The sequence below is a fragment of the Ruegeria sp. CDSC054 genome, assembly GCF_059610645.1.
In genome coordinates this window covers 386,344-403,715 of the sequence record NZ_JBXWOA010000002.1, presented here as the reverse complement: position 1 = coordinate 403,715, position 17,372 = coordinate 386,344, and the positions used below count along the sequence as shown (strand labels likewise).

Sequence of the window (17,372 nt, the reverse complement as noted above, 5' to 3'; positions counted from 1 at the left end):
CTTGACAGTCACATTTCACGTGACCGTGGCCGTGAGGAAGGCAATTTGGGTACTAGAAGCTGTCTTTTCTAGTCCGAATTTCAGCAAAAACTTCTGCGGGGTCTGAATTTTGCATTCCCAAATGCGCCTGAATCGCCGGATCTGCGGCCCGCAAGAACGGGTTTGTGGCCTTTTCCAGCGCCATCGTCGAAGGAACCGTGGGTTCGCCAGCAGCGCGCGCGCGGTTGATATCATCAGCGCGTTTTTGCAGCGCAGCATTGGTTGGATCGACGGTCAACGCGAATTTTGCGTTTGATTGCGTGTATTCGTGGCCCGAGCATACGATTGTCTCATCGGGAAGCGCGGCCAGCTTGCTGAGAGAAGCCCACATCTGTGGTGCCGTGCCTTCGAACAAGCGCCCACACCCCAAAGCCATGAGGCTGTCTGCTGTGAAAACAACTGCGCTGTCCGGCATGTAAAAGGCGACATGGCCAACAGTATGGCCGGACACATCCAGCACCCGAATCTGCTCGCTTCCGAATTCAAACGTATCGCCGTCACTGACCTGCTGATCCAGCGGGGGCAGGCGGTACGCATCGGCAGCCGCGCCAACAACTTTGGCCGGGTGTTTTTCCAAAATGGCAGACAGGCCATCCACATGGTCCCAATGGTGATGGGTTAGAAGAACATGGGATAATGTCCAGCCGCGCTTGTCCAACTCGGCCAGAACGGGTCCGGCTTCGGGCGCGTCGACCAGTGCGGTATTGCCGCTTGCGGCGTCATGCGCCAGAAATGCGTAATTGTCGCTGAGACATGGGATGGTGACGACCTCAAGAGGCATGGCCTTTTGCCCTTTCGTTGCTAGACTGCGCCCAGCTAAGCCGATTGACCAGGTGTCTGCAATGCATCTTGATGTGCAGGATTTGAGGAACTTCTACTATCGCAGCACTCTGGGTCGTGCCGCGCAAGCGGCGATCCGTGGGCGATTGATCGAGCAATGGCCCGAGGCCAAGGGACAAACGGTTGCAGGATTCGGCTTCGCGGTTCCATTGCTGCGTCCTTATCTTGCGGACGCCCGCCGCGTGATCGGTTTGATGCCAGGCCCGCAAGGCGTCATGCCCTGGCCCGCCGGAATGCCCAATGTGTCGGTTCTGACCGAAGAAACCCTGTGGCCGATTGAAACAGGTCATGTCGACAAGCTGATTGTGATGCACGGGCTTGAAACCTCGCAGCGGCCCAGCCAATTGCTAAATGAGTGCTGGCGCGTGTTGGGGCCAGGGGGGCGCGCATTCTTTGTTGTGCCCAATCGGGCTGGTTTGTGGTCTCGGACGGATAAGACCCCGTTTGGCTTTGGCCGACCGTACACAGCCTCGCAGCTGGAAAGTCAGCTCAAGGCGCATCACTTCATCCCGGAAAGCCATTGCTCGGCTCTGTATCTGCCGCCATCATTCCGCCGTTTCTGGCTGAAGTCGGCGAGCCTGATCGAAAAGACTGGCCAAAGGCTGCCAACAGTCATGGCAGGCGGAGTGCTTATGGTTGAGGTGACAAAACACATCCGACCGCCCAGCGGCAGTGTTGCAAAGGATGCCGAACGTCGTCCGATAAAGGCGCTTGATGGCCTTCTGAAACCAGCCTGAGCAGCCCGGTCATTTCCCCTCTTCAATTCGCAAAAATTGAGGGAAAAAGGACACAGGAATCGCAAAAACCTACACTTTCGTAACATTTTTCGTCTGTTTCAGCCGGATAAAAGGGTCGCACCCTCCTTAAGTAATTGAAATTGAACATTTTGTGGATAAACCTGTTGCCGTGATAATATATTGCTAGCTGGGTTCGGCTCTGCTACATCCCCGGTGATTTTGATCCCCGACCGTCTGGCCGGGGTTTCTTCACGCCCCCGGGGTAGCTGCCGCAACGCGAATTCGGGGCCCAAAATATCGGAAGGGTGGACGTGTCCGAACCAGCTTCGATTTCCACAGGCATTGCCAAGCGCTATGCCACCGCGATCTTTGAGATCGCCAAAGAGAATAATGACCTCGCAGGTCTGGAAACCGGAATCAACGATCTGGCAGCAGCACTGGGCGAAAGCGCCGAACTGCGCGACCTGATCGCATCGCCTCTGGTTTCGCGTGCCGAACAAGAAGGCGCCATTACCGCAATCGCTGACAAAATGGGTTTGCACGCTATCATGCGTAACACGCTGGCTCTGATGGCACAGAAGCGCCGTCTGTTCGTCGTTCCCGAGTTGGTGCAGGTTCTGCGCGACATGCTGGCGGACGAACGTGGCGAAGTGACCGCCGATGTCGCGTCGGCCAAAGCGCTGACCAAGACACAACTGGAAAAACTGTCCAAGACGCTGTCCGAGCGTGTGGGCAAGACCGTGACAATAAATGCGACCGTTGATGAAAGCCTCATTGGCGGTCTTGTCGTTAAAGTGGGCTCGAAGATGATCGATAGCTCGATCCGTTCGAAGCTCAACTCCCTACAGAATGCAATGAAAGAGGTCGGATAAATGGGAATCCAAGCTGCAGAGATTTCTGCAATCCTGAAGGACCAGATCAAGAATTTTGGTCAGGAAGCCGAAGTGGCCGAAATCGGTCGCGTGCTGAGCGTCGGTGACGGGATTGCCCGCGTATACGGTCTGGACAATGTGCAAGCGGGTGAGATGGTCGAATTCCCCGGCGGCATCATGGGCATGGCGCTGAACCTGGAAAGCGACAACGTTGGTGTCGTTATCTTCGGTTCCGACCGTGACATCAAAGAAGGTGACATCGTCAAGCGCACCAACTCGATCGTGGACGTTCCGATTGGTAACGGTCTGCTGGGTCGTGTTGTTGACGGTCTGGGTAACCCGCTGGACGGCAAAGGCCCCATCGAATCCACCGAGCGTGGCGTTGCTGACGTCAAAGCACCGGGCATCATCCCGCGTAAATCGGTTCACGAGCCGATGGCAACCGGCCTGAAGTCGGTTGACGCCATGATCCCGATTGGCCGTGGCCAGCGGGAACTGATCATTGGTGACCGTCAGACCGGTAAAACTGCCGTTGCTCTGGACGCGATCCTGAACCAGAAAACCTACAACGATGCGGCAGGCGACGACGAGTCGAAGAAGCTGTACTGCGTTTACGTCGCGATCGGCCAAAAGCGTTCGACCGTTGCGCAGCTGGTTAAGAAACTGGAAGAGTCCGGCGCGATTGACTACTCGATCGTTGTGGCCGCAACCGCGTCCGACCCGGCGCCGATGCAGTTCCTGGCACCCTATGCCGCAACCGCAATGGCCGAGTTCTTCCGCGACAATGGCCGCCACGCTCTGATCATCTATGATGACCTGTCGAAACAGGCTGTGTCTTATCGTCAGATGTCGCTGCTGCTGCGTCGTCCGCCCGGACGTGAAGCCTATCCTGGCGATGTTTTCTATCTCCACTCCCGCCTACTGGAGCGTTCGGCGAAGCTGAACGAAGACTTTGGTGCTGGCTCGCTGACCGCTCTGCCGGTTATCGAAACGCAAGGTGGTGACGTTTCGGCGTTTATTCCGACCAACGTGATCTCGATCACCGACGGCCAGATCTTCCTGGAAACCGAACTGTTCTATCAGGGCATCCGTCCTGCTGTGAACACCGGTCTGTCGGTTTCGCGTGTGGGCTCTTCGGCTCAGACCAACTCGATGAAGTCGGTTGCCGGTCCGGTTAAGCTGGAACTGGCTCAGTACCGCGAAATGGCTGCGTTTGCGCAGTTTGGTTCCGACCTTGACGCCGCGACCCAGCAGTTGCTGAACCGTGGTGCGCGTCTGACCGAGCTGATGAAACAGCCGCAATACTCGCCACTGACCAACGCTGAAATCGTCTGCGTCATCTTCGCCGGCACCAACGGTTACCTCGACAAGATCGACGTGTCCGATGTTGGCCGTTACGAAGCTGGCCTGCTGGCGCACCTGCGCGGCAAGCACGCCGACCTGCTTCAGTGGATCACCGACGAAGATCCCAAGATCAAGGGCGACGCTTCCGACAAGATCAAGGCTGCGCTGGACGAATACGCCGCAACCTTCGCTTAAGGGAGAGGCGGGCACATGCCAAATCTTAAGGATCTTAAAAACAGGATCGAGTCGGTCAAATCGACCCGCAAGATCACCAAGGCCATGCAGATGGTCGCGGCTGCAAAACTGCGCCGCGCCCAGGAATCTGCCGAAGCCTCTCGTCCCTATGCCGAACGGTTCAATGCCGTGATGGCGGGGCTGGCGGCATCGGTCGGGGGCAGCGACAGCGCCCCCAAGCTGCTCCGTGGTACGGGCAGTGATGATGTCCATCTGCTGGTTGTCATGACAGCTGAACGCGGCCTGTGTGGCGGCTTCAACTCGAGTATCGCCAAGCTGGCCCGTGTCAAAGCGGAAGAGCTGCGCCTGAAAGGCAAGACGGTCAAGGTTTTGACTGTCGGCAAGAAGGGCCGCGACGCGCTCAAGCGTGATCTTGGCGATCTGTTCGTTGGACATATCGACCTGAGCGAGGTCAAGCGTCTGGGTTACACCAACGCGCAAGACATCGCGAAGGATGTTCTGTCCCGCTTCGACGGGGGTCAGTTCGACGTTGCCACGATCTTCTATTCGAAGTTCGTCAACGTTGTGACCCAGATCCCGACGGCACAACAGGTTATCCCTGCCTCGTTCGAGGACACCGAGGGCGACGACAGTGGTGCCGTGTTCGACTACGAGCCCAGCGAAGAGGCTATTCTGGCCGACCTGCTGCCCAAGGGGGTTGCGACTGCAATCTTCTCGGCTCTGCTCGAAAACGGAGCCTCGGAACAGGGTGCACGTATGTCCGCGATGGACAACGCAACACGCAACGCGGGTGAGATGATCGACAAGCTGACGATCCAGTTCAACCGTTCGCGTCAGGCCGTGATCACCAACGAGCTGATTGAAATTATTTCCGGCGCCGAAGCGCTGTAGAGACAAACCGGAGACGAAACATGGCGAATGCAAAAGGCAAAGTCACACAGATCATCGGGGCCGTCGTCGACGTGCACTTCGAAGATCAGCTGCCTGAAATTCTGAACGCGCTGGAAACCACCAACAACGGCAAGCGCCTCGTGTTGGAAGTTGCTCAGCACTTGGGTGAAAACACTGTCCGCACCATCGCGATGGACGCAACCGAAGGTCTGGTCCGCGGCGAGGCTGTAACCGACATGGGCGCACCGATCTCGGTTCCCGTTGGTAACGCCACTCTGGGCCGCATCCTGAACGTTGTTGGCGACCCCATCGACGAAAAGGGCCCGGTTGAGGCAACCGAATCCCGCGCAATTCACCAACCTGCGCCGACCTTCGCAGAACAGTCGACCGAGTCGGAAGTTCTGGTCACAGGCATCAAGGTTGTTGACCTTTTGGCCCCTTACGCCAAAGGCGGTAAGATCGGCCTGTTCGGCGGTGCCGGCGTTGGTAAAACCGTTTTGATCATGGAACTGATCAACAACATCGCAAAAGTGCACTCGGGCTTCTCGGTGTTCGCGGGTGTTGGTGAACGGACCCGTGAAGGAAACGACCTGTACCACGAGATGATCGAATCGAACGTCATCAAGCCTGACAACCTGTCGGAATCGCAGGTTGCCCTGGTTTACGGCCAGATGAACGAACCTCCGGGAGCACGTGCGCGTGTTGCTCTGACCGGCCTGACCCTGGCCGAGCAGTTCCGCGACCAGTCCGGTACCGACGTTCTGTTCTTCGTCGACAACATCTTCCGCTTCACGCAGGCGGGTTCCGAGGTTTCGGCTCTGCTGGGTCGTATTCCTTCGGCGGTGGGCTACCAGCCGACACTGGCCACCGACATGGGCGCCCTGCAGGAACGCATCACCTCGACCAAGTCGGGTTCGATCACATCCGTTCAGGCGATCTACGTGCCTGCGGATGACCTTACCGACCCTGCACCGGCAACTTCGTTTGCTCACTTGGACGCGACCACCGTTCTTAACCGTGCGATCTCGGAAAAGGGTATCTACCCGGCGGTTGACCCGCTCGACTCGACTTCGCGTCTGCTCGACCCGGCCATCGTTGGTGAAGAGCACTACAAGGTTGCGACCGACGTTCAGCAGATCCTCCAGCGCTACAAGTCGCTGCAGGACATCATCGCCATCCTCGGCATGGACGAACTGTCGGAAGAGGACAAGCTGACCGTGGCCCGTGCCCGTAAGATCGAACGCTTCATGTCGCAGCCGTTCGACGTGGCACAGGTCTTCACCGGCTCGCCCGGCGTTCAGGTTCCTCTGGATGTCACCATCGCGTCGTTCAAGGCCGTTGTGGCTGGCGAATACGATCACCTGCCCGAGGCAGCCTTCCTGATGGTTGGCGGCATCGACGACGTGATCGCCAAAGCGGAGAAGATGGCCGCAGAAGCTGCCTAAGGAGCAAACCTGATGGCAAACACGATGCAATTTGACCTCGTCAGCCCCGAGCGAAGCCTTGCTTCGCTCAGCGCGACCGCGGTCCAGCTTCCCGGCGCGGACGGGGACATGACGGCGATGCCTGATCATGCCCCCACCATCACGACGCTGCGCCCGGGCATCCTGAAGGTCGAGGCACCCCAAGGGTCCAGTGAATATCTGGTCACCGGCGGGTTTGCTCAGATCAATGGCGATGGCCTGTCGGTTCTGGCCGAAAAAGCCATTCCGGTCGCCGAAGTGACACGGTCGCATCTGGACGATCTGGTCGCCGAGGCGCGTGCTTCGCACGAAGCAGCCAAGGCAGGCGATGATCAGACAATTGTCGATGACGCTGCCAAACTGCTGGCCGACATGGAAGCCCTTGGAACGCATATGAGCCTGTAAGGCCATTCGCGTTCTATTGATAAAAACGGCCCCATTGTTTGGGGCCGTTTTTTTGTGGAGTTTTAGTGACGTACCGGGTTAACCTCTGGTGGATATTAAAAAAGATGAATGAATGAAAAAATTTCTTACCCATCCTGTTGGTATTGATCAGGGCGACGTGGTGTTATTTTCTGAGTTTGCCGAAGGCGGAGAAATGTGGACCGGCGAAGGACCGCGTGAACGCTGTTCCAAGATAAGTTTCAGCGAGGCTTTCCGCGAACCACCTGTAGTTCAAGTCAGCGTTTCACTGTGGGACGTAGATACTTCTTCTGCGTTGCGGGCCGAAGTGAAAGCACAAAATGTCACAACCGAAGGTTTCACAGCCGTATTTAAAACTTGGTCGGATACCCGTATCGCACGCATAAGGGTGACTTGGACGGCCTTCGGGGAAGTGTCGTACGCGGACGATTGGACAATAAACTAGGGGATTCCTATGTTTTAAATTAGCCTCTCTCCGTAATCATAGACTTCGTCAATCAAACGAGATTGGGTTTCAAGAGAAACAAAACTGAATACGAGCCGAACGATAGGATGACTTTGGGGGTCGGAAAGTTAATGCAATTCGAGTTACCGAACGAGATACAAACTGCGGATACAATCGAAGAAGCAGCTAAGTTGTTAGGTGTCTTACTCGAACTTGAGGCTCCGGCACCTTTGACTGTGACGAGACGTGCAATTGAAGACCCAAGTTTTGCCCGCGTTTTGATGGCGACGCGCAAATTGCGTCATGTTCGCGATAACTTGTTGTCTGAGCAAAAGCCTGGCTCAATGAAGTTGGTTAAGAAAGCTTCGAACAGTATCTTAAAGTGGGGAATGGATGGGCTAAAGCCTGCGAGGCCTTGGGTCATTGAAAAAAGGCTTGCGGCCTGCCGAGCCTGTGCGCATCAGGTACCTGCGCCAAACAATCTGGTATATCGCGGAACGAAAGTAGTAGTTGGGAAAGACGCAAAAATTTGTGAGATTTGCGAGTGTCTCACGAACACAAAGGCGGCCCTAAGTACGGAACGTTGCCCATTGCAAGATCCAGACAACCCAAGCTTGTCCAAATGGGGCGAGGATTGGGTTCCTCCCAATAAACACCCGAAAGGGCCATGGTGAAGCGGTTCAGTGTAAAGGTAAATTCCATCGTCTTGGGAAAAGTACCGATTTTTTTAGTATTTCAAAAAACTTGGGTTATCCAACGCCTCCTGTTGCAGCGCAGTCTTACTGACCAATCATGTCCACACGGGTTGCGTGACGACCGCCTTCGAACTCGGCCTCCAGAAACGCATCTACGATATCCAGGGCCTGACCTTCACCCACGACACGCGCGCCAATCGATAACATGTTGGCGTTGTTGTGCGCGCGGATCATGCGGGCCGAAAAGGCGTCAGAACATACGCCACAGCGAATGCCGGGAACCTTGTTGGCCGCCATCATGATCCCCTGACCCGTACCACATAGGACGATCCCAAGCTGGCAATCACCAGCAGCAACAGCCTGAGCTGCGGCTTTTCCGTGGATAGGGTAGTGTGTGCTTTCAGGCGTTTTGGGGCCGATGTCGACGACCTCCCAGCCTTGCGCTGCGATGTGGTCGGCGACCGCTTGGCGCAGCTCGATAGCCGCGTGGTCGCTGGAAAGAATTATGCGTTTTGAGGCTGTCACGGGTACGTCCTGTCTTGCTGTGTTGACAAAAAAGGGCGGCTGTTACGCCGCCCAACTCGGTCAATCCATGTGATACATCGACTCGTAGATCGGTGTCAGAGTCTTATCCTCGAACAATGAAGACACGCTTGTCCCGTTCCAGATGTTCAGGATCGCCTGCGTAAAGATTGGCGCAGTCGGCACAATGCGGATGTTCTTGGCGTTGGTGATCTCTTTGGTGGGCTGGATCGTGTCGGTCAGCACCAGAGATTTCATCACCGAATTTGTCACACGTTCGACCGCCGGGCCGCTCATGACACCGTGGGTGATATAGGAGTGCACTTCTTTCGCGCCGTTATCCAGCAGTACCTGAGCGGCCTTGCATAGCGTACCGGCGGTGTCGCACATGTCGTCGACAATCAGGCAGATCTTGTCTTTGACGTCGCCAATCACTGTCATCTCGGCCACTTCGCCAGCCTTTTCGCGGCGTTTGTCTACGATCGACAGGGGGGCGTTGATGCGCTTGGCAAGCTCACGCGCTCGGGCCACGCCGCCTACGTCAGGTGATACGACCATAAGCTCGTCCAGATTGTTCTGGAACTGGTGTTTCACATCCAACGCAAAAATCGGCGAGGCGTAGAGGTTGTCGACGGGCATGTCGAAGAACCCCTGAATCTGCGCTGCGTGCAGGTCCATTGTCAGGATCCGTTCGATCCCTGCACCGGTCAGCATGTTGGCCACCAGCTTGGCGCTGATCGGCGTCCGTGCCTTGGTGCGGCGGTCCTGACGGGCGTAACCAAAATAGGGGATCACGGCGGTGATACGCTGTGCGGAAGAACGACGCAGCGCATCAGCGATGATCAGCAGCTCCATCAGGTTGTCATTCGCCGGATTCGACGTCGGTTGGACAATGAACATATCCTCACCGCGCACGTTCTCGAACACTTCGACGAAAATCTCGCCGTCATTGAAGCGTTCGACCCGCGCATCGACAAGATTCTGATCGACGCCGCGATACAGGCTCATGCGTCGCGAGATGGATTCGGCAAGAGGAAGGTTGGCGTTCCCAGCGATAAGCTTGGGTTCGTTGAGTGTCGGCATCGGCTGAGGTCCCCGGGCAGCAATGGCAATGTGACAGATTCGTGATGTTGACACCGCTTAGCACGGGTCTAACGTCCAGCAAAGATAACGCAGCGGAGAAAGTGCAGATGACCCAGATTGACTACTATTTTGCGACACTCTCGCCCTATACCTACCTTGCAGGTATGCGGTTGGAAGAGGTGGCGGCGAAACATGGCGCGAAGATCAACTACAAACCGCTGGATATTGTCGCCCTGTTTGGGCGCACGGGGGGCACTCCTCCGAAAGACCGCCATATTTCGCGGATCGAATATCGGGCTCAGGAACTACAGCGACAGTCCAAACAGCTTGGTATGGAGTTCAATCTGCAACCCGCGCATTGGCCAACCAATGCGGCACCATCGTCCTATGCGATCATCGCTGCAATCAAGGATGGATCAGGGGATGTCGGCAAACTTGCGCATTCTTTCGTGCGGGCCTGTTGGGCCGAGGAGAAAGACATCGCGCAGGATGATGTGATCCGCGATTGCCTAACGCAGGCCGGTTTTGATCCAGGGCTGGCGGATAGCGGCCTTCTGGTGGGCGCGGAAACTTATGCCGCCAATCTGGAAGAGGCCGTGGACCGCGGTGTATTTGGCGCGCCGTTTTATATTACCGAAGATGATCAGCGGTTCTGGGGGCAGGACCGGCTGGATGATCTGGATCGTCATTTGTCGGAACTGAAGGGGTGAGGGACACCCCCCTGGCAGACAACACTTTTGTCAGAACGTTGGGGCAGGGCGCGCGCGAGGTGCTCGCCCTGCACTGCACAATCGCGCATTCCGGGGCTTGGTCGGGGCTGGCGACGGCTCTAGAGGGCGAGGCGACATTTACGGCCCCCGACATGCCGTCCCATGGCCGCAGTTCCGATTGGGACGGGAGAGGGGATTTCTTTGACCAAGTGATCCAACTGTCGGCCGCGCATCTGACCGAACCGATGGACGTGATTGGGCATTCCTTCGGTGGAATGCTTGCCCTTCGGTTGGCTGTCGAATTTCCGGACCTGGTCCGCAGTGCGGTCCTGATCGAGCCTGTGTTCTTTGCGGTTGCGATTCAGGACACGCCCGATTTGGTGCGGCAACATGATGAAGAGGCGAAACCTGTCTCTGATGCGCTCGCGGCCGGAAATTTTGAGCAGGCCGCCCGTTTGTTCAACCGGATGTGGGGCGTGCAGGACGGACCACGATGGCCCGATTTGCCTGAACGAACCCGCGCGGGAATGATCCGCGGTATTCACGTTGTGCCCGCCGTTGATGACGCTTTGTTCCTTGATCAGAAGGGGATATTGAACCCTGGCGTTCTGGACCGCGCATCCATGCCGGTTCTGATCCTCAGCGGGTCTGAGACGCACCCCGTCATGCCCGCGATCGGAGAAGGTCTTGCCCGGCGGCTTCCCAATGCCAGAACGGGCGTTGTTTCGGGTGCTGATCACATGGTCCCAATCACGCACCCGGATCAGACGGCTGCTGTCATTCGAAAGTTTTGGGGTGGTCTATCCTGAACCATGTTGCGTACAGGATGACGCCCCTAATCCCTGAAATCACAACAAGCCGATGAACCGGTCGATATCATCTGAGTTGATCGACCAGTCGCAGACCAGTCGACAGGCCAGGATCTCGTCGTCATCCGCACCGTCCAGCTCTGCGCCCCACAGATGATAAACCGCACCCGCTTGGTGCAACTGCTTGTGACGCGCGCGCGAAAACTGCGCAAAAATCATATTGGCTTGCGGCTCATGTAGAAAGGTTGCGCCTTTGCCGCGTAGACCATCGGCCAGATGCGCGCAGTTAGCGTTGGCTTGTCGCGCCATCTGCAGCCACAGATCATCATTCAGATATGCGGCCATCTGGGCGGACAAGTAACGATGCTTGGAGAACAGATGCGCACCACGCTTGCGCCGCAGTTCGAATTCCCAGGCCTTGGATTCGTCAAAGAAAACCACCGCTTCGACGCCCATCAGACCGTTCTTGGTGCCACCGAAGCTGACCGCATCGACGCCCGCTTTCCATGTCATCTCGGCAGGAGAGCAATTGAGCGTGACAAGCGCGTTTGTGAATCGGGCACCATCCAGATGAACTGGCAGGTCGTATTCTTTGGCGATACTGCACAGCTCCTCCAACTCGGCCAGTGAGTAAACCGAGCCACGCTCTGTCACCTGAGTTATCGACACGGGCCCACGCTGGGGCCCATGCACGCCACGTGTTTCTTCGGCCAAAATCGAGCGGCGTAGCGCTGCGGGCTCCATCTTGTCGCCGCCCGGCACGAGTGTAAGCTTTGCGCCGCTATAGAACTCGGGCGCGTTGCATTCATCCTCATGGATATGCGCGACAGGTGAACAGAACACGGTTTCCCATGGGTTTGAGAGCGTCGCCAGAGCCAGCGAATTCGCGGCTGTCCCGGTGGCCACCAGATAAACTGCGGCCCCTGGCGCTTCGAAGATTCCGCGAATACGATCGCGCACTTCGTTCATCAGGGTGTCCGCGCCATAGGCCATTTGATAGCCTTGATTGGCTTCGTTCAATGCGGCCATGACCTGTGGGTGAACCGGACCGGAATTGTCAGAGGCGAAATACATCAGCTGGGTTCCTCAATGATATAGTCTTCCCACTCTTCCAAGGGGGTTTCGAATTCGGACACCGTGCGCCCCTGAACTGACATGCCGGCGGCGTGCACGCTGTCCGGTGTACCTGATATCAGGGGATGCCAGTCGTAAAGCGGTTTCCCCTCCCACAGCAGCCGATAGGCGCAGGTTTCGGGCAGCCAATAGGCGTGATCGTCGATGTTGTTGGGCTTCATCACGATGCATTCCGGCACGAATTGATGGCGGATATCGTATTGCGTGCAGCGGCAGGTCTCATCGTCCAGCAGACGGCAGGCGACGCAGGTCAGGGCAACCTCGCCGGTGTCCTCATCCTCAAGTTTGTTCAGGCAGCACTTGCCGCAGCCGTCGCACAAGGCTTCCCATTCGCGCTGGTTCATCTTGGTCAGCGGTTTGCGTTCCCAGAACCGGGGGGTAAGACCTTTGCGATCAATCGGGTCGGCGGTCATAGCGCGGCCAGCAGGGTGCGCGCCTTGTCGCAATCGGCATCCATTTGCGCGATCAGGACATCCAGCCCGTCAAAGGTCATCTCGGGGCGCAGATAATCGACCAACCCGACGGACAGGGTCGAGCCATACAGGTCGCCAGAGAAATCGAACAGGAAAGTCTCTATATTCGCGACTTCTCCGTTGAACATGGGGCGCACGCCAACCGAAGATGCTCCGAGATAGCTGCCCTGATGGGGGCCATCGAGCACATCGACCAGCACCGCATAGACGCCAAACTTTGGTGGGTGCAACCCTTCGATGGACATATTCGCGGTAGGGAACCCAAGCTCGCGCCCGCGTTGTTCACCGCCGATCACCTCGCCCTCGACCCGGTGCCAATGGCCTAGCATCGCTGCGGCGTCGCGCGGGCGGCCATCAGAAAGTGCGGTGCGGATCCCGGTTGAGGATACGACGTCATCAGATCGTTCCATCAAGGGTGCAATGGTGACATCGAATCCCATCTCTTGCCCGAACCGGACCATGTCTTCGGCGGTCCCGCTTCGACCTTTGCCGAAACAGAAATCCGCGCCGACCACCACGTGCGATAGACCAAGCCCCTCGCAGATGACATTGCGAGCAAATTCTTCAGGCGTCAGACCGGCAAGCGCCGCATTGAACGGCAATTCGTACAGCTTTTGGACACCCAGTTTCTCCAACCGGTGCGCACGTGCGTTTCCGCGCATCAGACGAAATGGCGGGGCATCGGGTGCAAAATACTCGCGAGGGTGAGGCTCGAACGTCAGAACGCCAAGCGGAGCATCCGGGGCCACGCGTTGTGCCAGTTCGATCACCGACTGATGGCCAACATGCACGCCATCAAAGTTCCCGATTGCCACACTGGCACCGCGGTCTTCTGGCTCGACAAACTGGAAATCACGGATGATCTGCATGCAGCTTGCCTAGCGGGACTGGAGACCGGGTTCAAGCACCTGATTGGTCCAAATGCTGCGCAACAAAAAAGGGCACCGTTTCCAGCGCCCTTCAAAAGGATACAGGTATCGAGACTTCAATCGAATTTGCGCGACGGGGCCAGAACCATCGCTTCGCCCACCAACACCTTCTTGCCATCGACGGCACAGTGGCAATCCAGCTTCACGCGGCGTTTGGCAAAATCGATGTCGATCACTTTGACCTCGGCATAGACCATGTCGCCAGGGCGTACGGGCGCCAGGAATTTGAGCGACTGCCCCATATAGACCGTGCCGTGGCCCGGCAGCTGCTCGCCGATCACCGCCGAGATCAGACCCGCCGTCAACATGCCGTGGGCGATGCGACCTTCGAAGATCGTGTCGCGGGCATAGTCGTCGTCCAGGTGTACCGGATTCCGATCCGTTGAAACCTGCGCGAACATCTCGATATCTTCGTCCGTCACCACTTTGCGCAGGTGGCGGGTCATGCCCATCTCGATGTCTTCAATACAGATCGTGCCGCGTGGAAGATTATCCAACATGTCGCCCTCACTCGAGTTCAATGGGCAACAAAACAACTCAAGTCGCCCCCGTTTGGCAACTTTATTACTTCGCAACTGCAGAAAATCAAGTCTTTTCTGACTACCTCAATCGACCGATTGTGTAGGTAGGATTAATGTTTTCCTTTGCAATATAATCACTTAGGGATTCATGGTGCGGATGATGCTCAGTTTTTGTTTCCGCTGCGGCCAAACCACCCGAGATGAACAGAGAATCAATCCCTTCGCCCATACCACCCAGAATGTCCGTATGCGGGCCGTCGCCGATCACAAGAATGTCGCCATCAGGGATGTCATGACCCAATTCCTGCAGCCTGCGCCGCGCAAGATCATAGATCGGCGGGTGGGGTTTTCCGAAATACAGGCTCTCGCCTCCCATCTCGGTATACAGCTTCGCCAACGCACCCGCGCACCATTCGCGTATCTCGCCCCGGTCGACAACGATGTCGGGGTTGGCGCAGAGCAGCTTCATGCCTTTCTGCTTGGCATAGAGGAAATTGGCGCGATTGACCGCCGGATCCGCCATTGGGTCGAACGGCCCGCAGCAGACGATCCCTTCGGCCTCATCCAGCGGGACACGTTCGATGTGGATCGGATGGTGTAGTATTTTCAGCGGCTCAAAGAATCCCGCGTCGCGTTCCCATTCCCCCATGAAATAGACTTTTTCACCAACCGCCCCACGGAACATAGCGGACCGGGCCGAGTCCCCGCTGGTGGCAATGGTGTCATAGGCATCTGCGGGGACATTGAACTGCCCAAGCTGCTCAGCCACGCCAGCACGCGGTTTGGGTGAGTTGGTGACCAGCACAACGATCCCGCCTTGCGCCCGGTAGTTTTGCAAAGCCGCGACCGCATCGGGATAGGCAGTGATGCCGTTGTGAACGCATCCCCACAGGTCAACGAACAGTGACTTGTAGCGGCCTGAAATCTCGGAAAGCGTGTGGATGATCTGGGTCATGGGAGCCTCGGGACCTGAAATTCTGAGTTGTGACAGCTATGGCAAAGCTTTCACCTCTTGGCCATCCCGCAATATCAATTGCTGGTCGAACACGGTGTGTCTGATCGCGTCATTCGACGATTTCTTCGACATCGGGTGCTTGTTGGACGTTTTCGGTGCCCAATATGATCTGTGCGCCGATCCTGTTCTGGAAACGCACTACGACCAGAAAACCCGGCCCCAGTTCTTTCTGAAGTACGTCGACCAAAGGCGTGTCACGCAGGGCCTCGGGCAGCAAACCGGCGATCGAGGATACTTTGTAAGCCGCTTCAATCGGAAGGTCCACGATCAGCCAAATATCGGCGTGTTTACGTTTGGCATTCACGTCCACGCGGATGATCTCGACCGACACCGGATCGGCCCAGTCCCGGATCGTTTGCGCCAACTGCGCCTCGGTCCGGGTTTCGAGGTAACGGTTGTAGGTCGACTTTCCCAGTTGAAGGACAACGAAGGCCAGGAATGCCAGTGTCACCACCACGCTTGCGGTGAAGTTCAGCTTGCGCCGACCCTTGCTAAACACCACCGCGCGCGCCGCATATACGATGTAAACCGCGCAGGCCGACAGAATGATTGCTCCAAGGTTGGTGGCAAACAGCAGGCCGGCTTCATAGGCCTCGGCGGGCTCGTCGAAATACAGCAAAACACCCGATGCAGACAGAGGTGGCACCAAGGACACGCCGATGGCTGCACCGGGAAGCAGGCTGGCCTCGGACCGGTTGATTTGAACGTAAGCTGCGGCCACTCCGGCGGCGAGGGCAACGATCAGATCCTCGGTGCCCGGATCCGTTCTGGCGAGAACCTGATCGGGGATCAGAATGCCGCGCGGGACGTCTGCGACATAGACAAGAAGCCACGCCAGCAAGACGCTGATTACCGCGGCACCGCAGACAATCAAAGCCAGTTTGAACGCGCGACCCAGCCATCCCATCACCATCGCCGCCGCAACCCCAAGGATCGGGGTCATCAATGGCGCAACAAGCATTGCGGCAATGACGACCGCACCGGAATCTCGCAGCATGCCCATCGTGGCGATCACCACGGATAAGGTCAGAAGCATGGCAAACCGTCGCCAATAGGCAGATTTGTCCTTGCCTTCAAATCTCAGGATGTCGCGTGTGGTGCTGAACTTGCGGGAACTCATGAACGTCGTCTGACCCAATTCGCTGTCTGGCTATTGATGTCAGACTACCAACGGATGCCATTCGCGCAAAACATTAGTAGCAAAGAAAAAAGGCGCCCGGGTGGGGCGCCTTTCGGTTGGGATGTTTGTCCGCGTCAAACCTTGAGGTTCGGGATGATCTGTTTTTTGCGGCTCATGATGCCGGGCAGGACTACGGCATCGCCGTCCACGCTTGCGCCAAAGCTCTTTTCGGCGACACCTTTGACCAGATCGTTGGGTACCAGCAGAGTGGCCTCTTCGTTCAGGATATCGACCACGAACAGCAGAACCTGATCAACGCCGTCTTCCTTGGCTACGTCAGCCATCGAACCCGCCAGGCTGGCCTTGCGGTCCAGAACGACGCCGGGTGCGGTGGTTTCCAGAACCGAAACGCGGAACTTGGTACCGTCGACCTCATATTCCTTGCTGTCCATGCGGATCAGTTCGGCGTCCGAGAAGGACGAGACATCCGATTTGGCTGCGAACATTTCCGCGGCATAGGTCGCGACGTCCAGACCCAGATCAGCGGCCAGATTCTCGGCCACTGCGCGGTCATGTGCGGTGGTGGTGGGAGAGCGGAATTCCAGCGTATCTGACAGGATGCAGGTCAATGCGGCGGCTTTGATGGCGTCGGGCATCTTGGCGGCGTCGTCACCGATCAGGTCCATCATGATGGTCGCGGTGCAAGCCAGCGGGCGTACGGTGATGTCGATCGGGCCTTTGGTTTCCAGGCCACCGACCAGCTTGTGGTGGTCGATGATTGCCCGGATGTCCGCGCTGTTTACGCTGGCTGGCAGCTCGGCCGGGTTGTTGGTGTCCACGATGACAACCGGCGTGCCCTCGGCCACGTCTTCGATGATGCGCGGCTTGGGCAGGTCCCAGCGCTGCAGCAGGAATGCCGCTTCGGTGTTGGGTTCGCCCAGCAGAACTGGCTCGGCCTGTTCGCCTTTGATTTCGTTCAGGTACCATGACCACAGGATAGGTGAGCCTGTGGAGTCGGTGTCGGGGGATTTATGTCCAAATACGAGCGTTGTCATGTCAGCGTCCTGAGGGTGATCATTTTGCGCGCCTTATAGGGCGGTCCGCCGGGGTTG

The 17,372-nt window shown here is 57.2% G+C and carries 19 protein-coding genes; 9 read left to right on the top strand and 10 right to left on the bottom strand.

What is annotated here, in order from left to right:
• Positions 1-52: 52 nt before the first annotated feature.
• Positions 53-820 carry a hydroxyacylglutathione hydrolase gene (gene gloB / locus AC2FGC_RS05965; protein ID WP_496723961.1) on the bottom strand — a complete coding sequence of 256 codons (768 nt, stop codon included), beginning with the start codon at positions 818-820 and terminating at the stop codon, positions 53-55.
• A 61-nt stretch (positions 821-881) separates the two neighbouring features.
• Here gloB and AC2FGC_RS05960 point away from each other — a divergent pair, with 61 nt between their 5' ends.
• The 7 genes from AC2FGC_RS05960 (at position 882) to AC2FGC_RS05930 (ending at position 7,249) form a co-directional block, all read left to right on the top strand.
• A complete protein-coding gene (locus tag AC2FGC_RS05960; RefSeq protein WP_109313357.1) occupies positions 882-1,616 on the top strand; it encodes a class I SAM-dependent methyltransferase in 735 nt (244 codons plus the stop codon).
• Between the two features lie 311 nt (positions 1,617-1,927).
• Positions 1,928-2,488 carry a F0F1 ATP synthase subunit delta gene (locus AC2FGC_RS05955; protein ID WP_058276054.1) on the top strand — a complete coding sequence of 187 codons (561 nt, stop codon included), beginning with the start codon at positions 1,928-1,930 and terminating at the stop codon, positions 2,486-2,488.
• On the top strand, positions 2,489-4,027 hold the full coding sequence (gene atpA, locus AC2FGC_RS05950; protein WP_058275507.1) for a F0F1 ATP synthase subunit alpha: 1,539 nt from the start codon (positions 2,489-2,491) through the stop codon (positions 4,025-4,027). It abuts the gene before it with no gap.
• Positions 4,028-4,042: 15 nt separating this feature from the next.
• On the top strand, positions 4,043-4,918 hold the full coding sequence (locus AC2FGC_RS05945) for a F0F1 ATP synthase subunit gamma (protein ID WP_496723962.1): 876 nt from the start codon (positions 4,043-4,045) through the stop codon (positions 4,916-4,918).
• A 20-nt stretch (positions 4,919-4,938) separates the two neighbouring features.
• Positions 4,939-6,363 carry a F0F1 ATP synthase subunit beta gene (atpD, locus tag AC2FGC_RS05940; RefSeq protein WP_108859264.1) on the top strand — a complete coding sequence of 475 codons (1,425 nt, stop codon included), beginning with the start codon at positions 4,939-4,941 and terminating at the stop codon, positions 6,361-6,363.
• A 12-nt stretch (positions 6,364-6,375) separates the two neighbouring features.
• Complete coding sequence (locus AC2FGC_RS05935; protein ID WP_496696191.1) at positions 6,376-6,786, top strand: F0F1 ATP synthase subunit epsilon; 411 nt, start codon at positions 6,376-6,378, stop codon at positions 6,784-6,786.
• Positions 6,787-6,898: 112 nt separating this feature from the next.
• On the top strand, positions 6,899-7,249 hold the full coding sequence (locus AC2FGC_RS05930; protein WP_496723964.1) for an H-type lectin domain-containing protein: 351 nt from the start codon (positions 6,899-6,901) through the stop codon (positions 7,247-7,249).
• A 779-nt stretch (positions 7,250-8,028) separates the two neighbouring features.
• Here AC2FGC_RS05930 and rpiB read toward each other — a convergent pair.
• Together rpiB and AC2FGC_RS05920 are read right to left on the bottom strand one after the other, a co-directional pair.
• Entirely contained in the window at positions 8,029-8,469 is a 441-nt protein-coding gene (rpiB, locus tag AC2FGC_RS05925; RefSeq protein WP_496723968.1) for a ribose 5-phosphate isomerase B, read from the bottom strand.
• 60 nt (positions 8,470-8,529) lie between these two features.
• Positions 8,530-9,549 carry a ribose-phosphate pyrophosphokinase gene (locus AC2FGC_RS05920; RefSeq protein ID WP_496723970.1) on the bottom strand — a complete coding sequence of 340 codons (1,020 nt, stop codon included), beginning with the start codon at positions 9,547-9,549 and terminating at the stop codon, positions 8,530-8,532.
• 107 nt (positions 9,550-9,656) lie between these two features.
• Here AC2FGC_RS05920 and AC2FGC_RS05915 point away from each other — a divergent pair, with 107 nt between their 5' ends.
• Together AC2FGC_RS05915 and AC2FGC_RS05910 are read left to right on the top strand one after the other, a co-directional pair.
• Positions 9,657-10,259 carry a 2-hydroxychromene-2-carboxylate isomerase gene (locus AC2FGC_RS05915; protein WP_496723972.1) on the top strand — a complete coding sequence of 201 codons (603 nt, stop codon included), beginning with the start codon at positions 9,657-9,659 and terminating at the stop codon, positions 10,257-10,259.
• The gene (locus AC2FGC_RS05910; RefSeq protein WP_496723974.1) at positions 10,256-11,068 is read left to right on the top strand and encodes an alpha/beta fold hydrolase; all 813 of its coding nucleotides are present in this window, start codon (positions 10,256-10,258) and stop codon (positions 11,066-11,068) included. The genes AC2FGC_RS05915 and AC2FGC_RS05910 overlap by 4 nt, the downstream gene beginning before the upstream one ends.
• Before the next feature lie 39 nt (positions 11,069-11,107).
• Here the strand turns inward: AC2FGC_RS05910 and AC2FGC_RS05905 are convergent, their stop codons facing one another.
• The 7 genes from AC2FGC_RS05905 to AC2FGC_RS05875 form a co-directional block, all read right to left on the bottom strand.
• Positions 11,108-12,142 (bottom strand): threonine aldolase family protein, encoded by a 1,035-nt coding sequence (locus AC2FGC_RS05905; RefSeq protein ID WP_496723976.1) that lies wholly within the window; start codon positions 12,140-12,142, stop codon positions 11,108-11,110.
• Positions 12,142-12,615: a YcgN family cysteine cluster protein gene (locus tag AC2FGC_RS05900; protein WP_496723978.1), complete on the bottom strand. Its 474-nt coding sequence runs from the start codon at positions 12,613-12,615 to the stop codon at positions 12,142-12,144. The genes AC2FGC_RS05905 and AC2FGC_RS05900 overlap by 1 nt, the downstream gene beginning before the upstream one ends.
• Positions 12,612-13,544, bottom strand: a complete 933-nt coding sequence (locus AC2FGC_RS05895; protein ID WP_496723980.1) for a bifunctional riboflavin kinase/FAD synthetase — start codon at positions 13,542-13,544, stop codon at positions 12,612-12,614. Before AC2FGC_RS05895 ends, AC2FGC_RS05900 begins: the two co-directional genes overlap by 4 nt.
• 116 nt (positions 13,545-13,660) lie before the next feature.
• Complete coding sequence (locus tag AC2FGC_RS05890) at positions 13,661-14,104, bottom strand: MaoC family dehydratase (RefSeq protein ID WP_058275996.1); 444 nt, start codon at positions 14,102-14,104, stop codon at positions 13,661-13,663.
• Positions 14,105-14,204: 100 nt separating this feature from the next.
• A complete protein-coding gene (locus tag AC2FGC_RS05885) occupies positions 14,205-15,080 on the bottom strand; it encodes a TIGR01459 family HAD-type hydrolase (RefSeq protein WP_496781634.1) in 876 nt (291 codons plus the stop codon).
• Positions 15,081-15,189: 109 nt separating this feature from the next.
• Entirely contained in the window at positions 15,190-16,260 is a 1,071-nt protein-coding gene (locus AC2FGC_RS05880) for a DUF389 domain-containing protein (protein WP_496723984.1), read from the bottom strand.
• 134 nt (positions 16,261-16,394) lie between these two features.
• Positions 16,395-17,315: a manganese-dependent inorganic pyrophosphatase gene (locus tag AC2FGC_RS05875; protein WP_496723986.1), complete on the bottom strand. Its 921-nt coding sequence runs from the start codon at positions 17,313-17,315 to the stop codon at positions 16,395-16,397.
• Positions 17,316-17,372 lie beyond the last annotated feature (57 nt).

Excerpts from the sequence above, each read along its gene's own strand:
- AC2FGC_RS05960 (WP_109313357.1), top strand. The coding sequence starts at position 882 with ATGCATCTTGATGTGCAGGATTTGAGGAACTTCTACTATCGCAGCACT.
- AC2FGC_RS05880 (WP_496723984.1), bottom strand. The coding sequence starts at position 16,260 with ATGAGTTCCCGCAAGTTCAGCACCACACGCGACATCCTGAGATTTGAA.
- AC2FGC_RS05920 (WP_496723970.1), bottom strand. The coding sequence starts at position 9,549 with ATGCCGACACTCAACGAACCCAAGCTTATCGCTGGGAACGCCAACCTT.
- atpA (WP_058275507.1), top strand. The coding sequence starts at position 2,489 with ATGGGAATCCAAGCTGCAGAGATTTCTGCAATCCTGAAGGACCAGATC.
- AC2FGC_RS05915 (WP_496723972.1), top strand. The coding sequence starts at position 9,657 with ATGACCCAGATTGACTACTATTTTGCGACACTCTCGCCCTATACCTAC.
- atpD (WP_108859264.1), top strand. The coding sequence starts at position 4,939 with ATGGCGAATGCAAAAGGCAAAGTCACACAGATCATCGGGGCCGTCGTC.
- gloB (WP_496723961.1), bottom strand. The coding sequence starts at position 820 with ATGCCTCTTGAGGTCGTCACCATCCCATGTCTCAGCGACAATTACGCA.
- AC2FGC_RS05930 (WP_496723964.1), top strand. The coding sequence starts at position 6,899 with ATGAAAAAATTTCTTACCCATCCTGTTGGTATTGATCAGGGCGACGTG.
- AC2FGC_RS05945 (WP_496723962.1), top strand. The coding sequence starts at position 4,043 with ATGCCAAATCTTAAGGATCTTAAAAACAGGATCGAGTCGGTCAAATCG.
- AC2FGC_RS05890 (WP_058275996.1), bottom strand. The coding sequence starts at position 14,104 with ATGTTGGATAATCTTCCACGCGGCACGATCTGTATTGAAGACATCGAG.
- AC2FGC_RS05885 (WP_496781634.1), bottom strand. The coding sequence starts at position 15,080 with ATGACCCAGATCATCCACACGCTTTCCGAGATTTCAGGCCGCTACAAG.
- AC2FGC_RS05905 (WP_496723976.1), bottom strand. The coding sequence starts at position 12,142 with ATGTATTTCGCCTCTGACAATTCCGGTCCGGTTCACCCACAGGTCATG.
- AC2FGC_RS05935 (WP_496696191.1), top strand. The coding sequence starts at position 6,376 with ATGGCAAACACGATGCAATTTGACCTCGTCAGCCCCGAGCGAAGCCTT.
- AC2FGC_RS05875 (WP_496723986.1), bottom strand. The coding sequence starts at position 17,315 with ATGACAACGCTCGTATTTGGACATAAATCCCCCGACACCGACTCCACA.
- AC2FGC_RS05900 (WP_496723978.1), bottom strand. The coding sequence starts at position 12,615 with ATGACCGCCGACCCGATTGATCGCAAAGGTCTTACCCCCCGGTTCTGG.
- AC2FGC_RS05895 (WP_496723980.1), bottom strand. The coding sequence starts at position 13,544 with ATGCAGATCATCCGTGATTTCCAGTTTGTCGAGCCAGAAGACCGCGGT.